This is a genomic window from Vibrio sp. 1F255 (assembly GCF_041439145.1).
Taxonomy (GTDB): domain Bacteria; phylum Pseudomonadota; class Gammaproteobacteria; order Enterobacterales; family Vibrionaceae; genus Vibrio; species Vibrio crassostreae_C.
In genome coordinates this window covers 109,556-115,846 of the sequence record NZ_JBGONQ010000012.1, presented here as the reverse complement: position 1 = coordinate 115,846, position 6,291 = coordinate 109,556, and the positions used below count along the sequence as shown (strand labels likewise).

The 6,291-nt window shown below is 42.8% G+C and carries 4 protein-coding genes and 1 pseudogene; 2 read left to right on the top strand and 3 right to left on the bottom strand.

Translation table 11 applies throughout. From position 1 onward, the window contains the following. A pseudogene (locus tag ACED41_RS09435) lies at nt 1-197 on the top strand (glyceraldehyde-3-phosphate dehydrogenase); the annotation flags it as partial. 83 nt (nt 198-280) lie between these two features. Here the strand turns inward: ACED41_RS09435 and ACED41_RS09430 are convergent. From ACED41_RS09430 to ACED41_RS09420, 3 genes are all read right to left on the bottom strand, one after another. Continuing rightward, nucleotides 281-838 (bottom strand): PhnA domain-containing protein, encoded by a 558-nt coding sequence (locus tag ACED41_RS09430; protein WP_017060062.1) that lies wholly within the window; start codon nt 836-838, stop codon nt 281-283. A 229-nt stretch (nt 839-1,067) separates the two neighbouring features. Further along, a complete protein-coding gene (locus ACED41_RS09425) occupies nt 1,068-3,488 on the bottom strand; it encodes a VolA/Pla-1 family phospholipase (protein ID WP_371724862.1) in 2,421 nt (806 codons plus the stop codon). Nucleotides 3,489-3,502: 14 nt separating this feature from the next. Beyond that, nucleotides 3,503-4,750 (bottom strand): porin, encoded by a 1,248-nt coding sequence (locus ACED41_RS09420; protein ID WP_050654485.1) that lies wholly within the window; start codon nt 4,748-4,750, stop codon nt 3,503-3,505. A 358-nt stretch (nt 4,751-5,108) separates the two neighbouring features. Between ACED41_RS09420 and ACED41_RS09415 the strand changes: the two genes are divergently transcribed. Then, on the top strand, nt 5,109-6,191 hold the full coding sequence (locus ACED41_RS09415; RefSeq protein WP_017060065.1) for a site-2 protease family protein: 1,083 nt from the start codon (nt 5,109-5,111) through the stop codon (nt 6,189-6,191). Nucleotides 6,192-6,291 lie beyond the last annotated feature (100 nt).

The window sequence follows — 6,291 nt, the reverse complement described above, 5'->3', positions numbered from 1 at the left end:
GTTGGAAGGTGTCTGGGTTTTACGGTTCAGGGGTTGCAAAGCAAGATAACGGCATAAGCCACGACAGTACCGTCAATGCCGGAGGTGTCGGCTTTCGATACCAAATCGCGAGACGTTACGGTTTGCACCTTGGGATGGATTATGCGCAAAGCCATGAAGAACGCGCTATCTACTTTAACGTAGGCAGTGGTTTCTAGAACAACGGAATAGGTTAAATTTTTCCAAGAAAAAAGGCGCTAATTAGCGCCTTTTCGTTTTCTATCACTTTCTTACAGTAAGATTACTTCTTACGGCAGAACTCAGCGATTACGTACATTGATTGACCGCCGTTTGTTTTACCAGAAACAAGCTTAGGATCGTCACCAACGCTGATACCACGAATAACAGTACCTTGCTTAATCACTTGGTTAGTACCTTTGATTGGCAGGTCTTTGATTACTGTTACGTCGTCACCTTTCTTAAGTTCAACGCCATTCACATCAAGAGGCTTGTCATCAGCAGACATGCCGATTTGTGCCCAAACTGATGTTTCTTCTTCAAGGTACATCATGTCTAGCGCGTCCTGAGCCCAGCTTTCTGTGTTCAGACGAGTAAGTTGACGCCATGCCGTTACTTGAACTGGCGCTTCCTGGCTCCACATGCTGTCAGTCAGACAACGCCAGTGGTTGATATCTTTAGGATCGTCAATCTCACCAAGACATTTGTCACATACCATGATGCCGTGATCCACTGTTACGTGGCTGTGTGGCGGCACTGCGTATGCAGTAAGAGAAGAATCAGAACCACATAGTTCACATTTAGATTGGCAGCGTTCTAGCATAGTAGCTTCAGAAGACATAATGGACTCACATTTATTAGGTATTAAATTACGGGGCTATTATCCACTTTATTTACAATAAAGAAAGAGGTCGTACGGTATTCTGTCTTGATTAATTTTAGCTGAGATCAACCATTTGTGTTTTAAAGTTTTATGCAAACGGTTAACTAGGGGACTTGTTCGAACGACAGAGACAAAAATGCCAGCGGTTAGGCTGGCATTTGGTTTAGTGAATAAGCTAAAGTCTTAGTTATTCCAATAAAGCATCCGGTGCTGCTGCATCAAGGCTATCCGATTCTAAGAAATCAGCTACTTGAGCTCTCATTGATAGGGTATGAGTGGCATCAGAAAGGTCTGCTTGCGGTCCGATGATCGTAGAGTGCTTAGTCGTTTCGTTATACTGAACAAACACTCGGTTTCCAGTTGAAGTGCTAGCTTTTGTAGAGTCATCCAACCCTAAAGTTGAATCTAATCCTTCAGAACCAACAAACGAAGCCGTGTAAGACAATGGTTTATCGTTATCATCATTACCATTGTTTGGTACAGTTTCGTCGTTTTGCGACTGGATCAACAACGTTGGATAGCTAGAACTAAATGATGACAGGTCCTCAGTGTTTGCTAGTGAATGTGGATCGACCGTGTCAATAAGGGTTTGAGCGGCGACTTTAAATGCAACTAATTCAGTTTCAATTGCTGCGGCGCTGGTTGGGTTTCCAGTAGCAAAAGCGGTATAGCAATCGCCATCTTCAATGTCGTCCGTAGTACAAGCTGAAGCCACTGAATCCCGATACGTTGCATTCAACTGTTTAGCCAGATTGTGTTTGATTTCAGGACCAAACGTTTCAGAAGCAAACAATAATTCGGCTATGTGACCACCTGAATTAGCATATACCGCCGAGCTAAATTTATGTGTGCCAGCAATTTCTGATGTCGCAACAGAAGTAAATCCGGTAATGCCACCCAATGAGTGGCCCATAAACTTAACGGTTGTGTCTTTTACATCAACTCCGGCTAATGGTGTACCAGTAAAGTCATTACCCACTTTTTCAAGTGCCATACGAAGACCTATTACATCAAGCGCACTTTGACGAATATTGTCACGGGCAACAGGCAAAGCACTTAAATTCAAGTAGTACAGAGCATTATCGTTAGTTGAAATAGCACCTCCGGCAAGTGAACGAGACCCATGAATAGGGTGGTCAATTGCAATGACAGCAAGACCTTCAGCCGTTAAATTAGCCGCAAATGCATACGCGTTTTCTTTTACAGAGGTAATACCGTGCTGATAAATGACTACACCTGAAGGCGTGCCAGTTGTGGGTGTAAACAAAAGCACATCAACAGCTTCGAGTGATTTAATTTGTGGTATTGGTGAATATTGAGTGACAAGACGTTCACTATCTAGAGCTGTTCCACTTGCGTCCTTTGTGAGTGTTTTTCCCATTAAAGTCGTGACATCAGCTGCGCTAAGGTTTGTTGGGTCTAATCCTAATTTAACCAACTCTCCACCAACGAAAGAACTTGTAGAGCTATCCGTTAGTGCGCTTTTGATAACCGCTAAACTGTCCAATGCTGATGCAAATGGCGTTGTAGAGAACTTAGTTGGATCGGTTTCCAAGAAATATGGGAGTTGAACAGTACCTTTAGTCACGTTTACCGACGTAGTGCTGATACCAGCGTTAGAGTAAAGGAGATTTATGCCTCCAATCAAAGTGGCATTTTCTGTTGCATCGTCATCGGCAAGATATTTTTTAAAGTCAGCATCTGCAGCGATTGCTGTGGCAAACGGAACTGTTGATGAAGAATCTAGGCTAAGATTATAAGCGTTTGACAGATCGACACTATTTGGGTTTGCACTACCATTCCAATAAGTCGAAAGTGGGGCTCCAGCATCAATCATTCCACCAATCAACGATGCTGTAGAGGCGAGAACATCACCAACAGAAGTTGTAGTAAACCAAGCTGAATACACAATCTTTTCCGCATCAACACCAACAGCCGCAGCTATAGCTTCTTGACCTTTAATTAAAGTTTGCGCACTAGCTAAGTCACCGGTTGAATAAGTTTTAGTGGCTGTTTTGAGAGCCGCATAGCTTTGCGATGTACCTACTGGGTTACCATTTACATCTGTAACATCATCAGTAACAACAAGCAAATATTCAGACTTCTCATCAAAAGGAGTATTAGGTGTAATTGCTAGGTTTGAGCCTACTTTGTAAACTGTGTATTCAGAGCTAGCAACAGGTGTTGGTACTTGAGCCGCTGTGGACGTGTCTGTTAGCTTTTTAGAAAGCTTCAACAATGTCACTCCGGAAGTAACAACTCCAGGAGTATCACCAAAACCGTCGCCTTCAAACTCGATGTAAATTGGCATGCTGGTCGAAAAACCATCGGCATAATTTAATGCTGCTTTTGGGTTAGAAATGCTATCGTCGCCACCTGTTGGGATCGCTAACGTGCCATCTGTAGAGTCAAATAATAGGTTATTGCTTAAAGGAACTGATGCATTACTACCTTGCAAGAGCATTTTTTGAGTTGTCGCTCTTGCCAAAGACGTTTCTAGATAGGCTTCAAGTTGTTGGTTACTTGTTACCGAACTTTCGGTGTTGTCGCCACAACCTGCTAGCAGGATCGCTGAACATAGTAGAGAGATCTTAAAGTTACGTTTCATGATACGATCCTGATTTAGTTAAAAGTGTAGTTAAGCTGAACTGAAGAAAGGTAAGCGGTACCTTCTGCTTCGAAAGTCCTTTCTTGCTGAGCGCCATTTGTCTCAGTGAACTCACCGTCATCACTTACAACAAGTGCGAATCCTGCATCGACAGTCATATTTTCGCTCCAAACATAAGTGAAGCCAGCGCTATACCACATACGATCACTATCAGGAATGCTTAAAGTTGCTTCACCAGCTTGTTCGTCATAAGCGTAACCAGCTCTTAATGTCCACTTACTGTTTAGTTGGTACGTTGCGCCTAGTGAATATCGATTGTTGTCTTCATATTTTTCAGGTTTGTAGAAGCACTGACCTGCTACACCGTTGTCAGTACAATCTGGACTTGTTGCTTTTAACTCCTTAAAAGTACTCCAATCAGTTTGTTGCCAACCGTAGTGAATTGCCCATTGTTCGTTAAGTTGGTGAAATGCTGAAAGCTCCAGAATAGAAGGAAGCTCGATTTGAAGACGACCATCAACCTTGGGAGATGTTGCTCTACCTGAATCGTAGCTGGTAAATTCACCGTCATCGAAATCAAGATCAACAGAAGAGCGGTAAGCGATACTAAAGCGATTGTTTTCGTTCAGCTCATACATCGCGCCAACATTCCAACCATAGGCAAATGTTTCACCGGTCATGCCTATAAGTTTGTCAGATGGATTTCCACCAACAAAGTTAGCGAGCTCTCCTTTATGGCGAGTAAGTTCAGCTTCCGCATACACAAGGTTTAAACCTGCACCAACGCTAAATGATTCATTCACGCGATACGCAATATTTGGATTTAGATTTACAGATAAGAGCGACGTATCACCAGCCATATCACCTGCCGAGATGTCATCAGGGTAATCCGTAGCAACACCATAATTGGTGAACATACCGATACCCCAAGCCCATTTTTCGTTGATTGGGCTGATGTAATATGCGGCTGGCACGACTTGTAATGGAGCAACATCTTTTGAATGCTCGTTAGCGTCAACGTCGTAAACGTTAACCTCTGGATCAACGATAGAAACCGCGCCTGAAAATTGGGCTGTATCAAATAGGGTCATTGCGGCGGGGTTTCTCGCTAGTACACTCGCGTTATCGGCTACAGCGCCTTCACCTGAGAATGCGCGACCAAGACCTGAGGCAGAATGCTCAGCAACTTGGAAACCAGCCGCAAGTGAGTTACATGCAAATAGTACTGAAAGTGAAACGAGAGAGCGTTGTATTGTTTTCATCCTTGACCCTCCTAGGGCATCGAATTTCGTTATTATGGTTTGAAAACACACTGAGCATTTTTGGTGTTGAAGCTCTAATGTAAATAGCATGTTAAATTCATGTTTTATATAAAGTCAAAGAAAGAGTTGTTATTTTGTGAGGTTATGTTTTAAAGGGGCGGCACTTTAACATCGATAATATAAGTATAATCAATAATTTATTCGTGGTTGGAGGTGTGACCAGAGTGTTTATGCATCGTTGCGGTATAAATAGTGTTCAATAGCTCAATATGTAACAACTTTGTTTCTGTTTACCACCATTCGCTAAATCGGCATAATATCGACACTCGTTAGAAGTCATTAAATTGGAATTTTAAGTTTGGAATTACTCGCGATAGAGTTTCTTGGAAAACCGCTTCGTTTAGAAGGATCAATGGCAGGGTGGCAACAGTTGTATTGGGATAACACTTTGGTATCTCAATTAGATGCGACCACAGACCAAGAAGACGCCCGAAAACACGAATTTACACTACGCGCTGGCGAAGAAACGTTGCAGTGTCACGTTGAATCGACCGTTCAGTGGCAACCGTTTGAGATGACGTATAAAGCGTCGGTGAATGGGCAAACCATTACCGAAGGCAATCGAAACACCAAAGATATTGAACAACAAACTCCTGTTGTCGCTCCTAAACCAGAGAAGCGTTTTAGCTTAATTGGGTTGGTGTCGCTTGGTATGAAAGCGCTTAAAAGCGCCAAGCTAATCAAGGTCGTACTTGCTTCTGCGAGTTTAGCGGCCTATTCATGGTTGTTTTCAATTCAGTTCGCTTTGGCCTTAATCGCCTGTTTAATGTTCCATGAGTACGGTCATATTAGAGCGATGAAATACTTCGGCATGAAAACCAAAGGGATCTATTTGATACCATTTCTTGGTGGCTTGGCGTTATCCGATGAAAAGATTAATACGCGTTGGCAAGATGTGGTTATCTCAATCATGGGGCCATTGTTCGGCCTGATATTGTCGTTAGTATTTATGGTGCTGTATTGGGCGACTGGCGAAATGTTCTTTGCCGGCCTTGCAGTATTTAATGCTCTATTAAACCTGTTCAATCTATTGCCGATTTTGCCTCTCGATGGCGGACATGTTCTTAAAAGTATCAGTTTCTCGATGAACAGTGTGCTTGGCATTGTACTTTGTGTCGCGGCTGCCGTTGCTGGTGTGGTATTGAGTTATCAGTTGAATTTAACCCTGTTTGGTTTCTTATTGATCATGGGCAGTGTTGAAATACTGTTTGAATGGAAAGGACGTCATCACAGTCACTTGTTACCGTTAGACAAATACGGGCAAGTCGTGTCGTTCGTTTGGTATGTAGGTTTAGTGAGCAGTTTGATTGGTGTTATCTGGTATTTTGCATCTACTGGTGATCAGCTATTAAGCCTACCATTACAAATTCTTGGTACTTAACGAGTGAGTTTCTGTTGTTGGAATTATCCAGCTGCTTAGTGCACTTGAACTGTTAGCTAGCAAGAAACTGAAAATGCCCTAACCAATATGGATAGGGCAT